General features: G+C 46.1%; 1 protein-coding gene. It reads left to right on the top strand.

Annotated elements, in window-relative coordinates:
- Positions 1–306: chondroitinase family protein (locus AB5935_RS25920; protein ID WP_368327862.1), on the top strand; the 306-nt coding region annotated here is incomplete at both ends.

Raw genomic sequence — 306 nt, 5'->3', positions numbered from 1 at the left:
GTTCTACACTGGATGTTCAAATTGCTCCTTTATCGTTGAATACGAGAAACGAGAAGCAGTTCGGCATTACCTTGTGGATTTATAATGAGAAACCGCAGCAGGATTCTATTCGTTTTGAGTTTCTGAATAAGGAGGGAGAAGTCTCTTACTGGTTCTCTTATCGTTTGCAGGCAGCAGGCTGGCGGGCTTGCTGGATCTCTTTTGAGTATATGCAGGGCGACAAGAAAGATAAGAAGATCGTAGCCTATCGGCTGGTTGCCCCGCAACGGAAGGGACGTATCTTTCTTGACCGTCTGATTTTTCCGG

The organism is Phocaeicola sp. RTP21198st1_B8_RTP21198_201120 (assembly GCF_040929485.1).
Lineage (GTDB): Bacteria > Bacteroidota > Bacteroidia > Bacteroidales > Bacteroidaceae > Phocaeicola > Phocaeicola dorei.
Note: the sequence above shows the minus strand (reverse complement) of the source record. Positions and strands in the feature narration are given on the sequence as shown.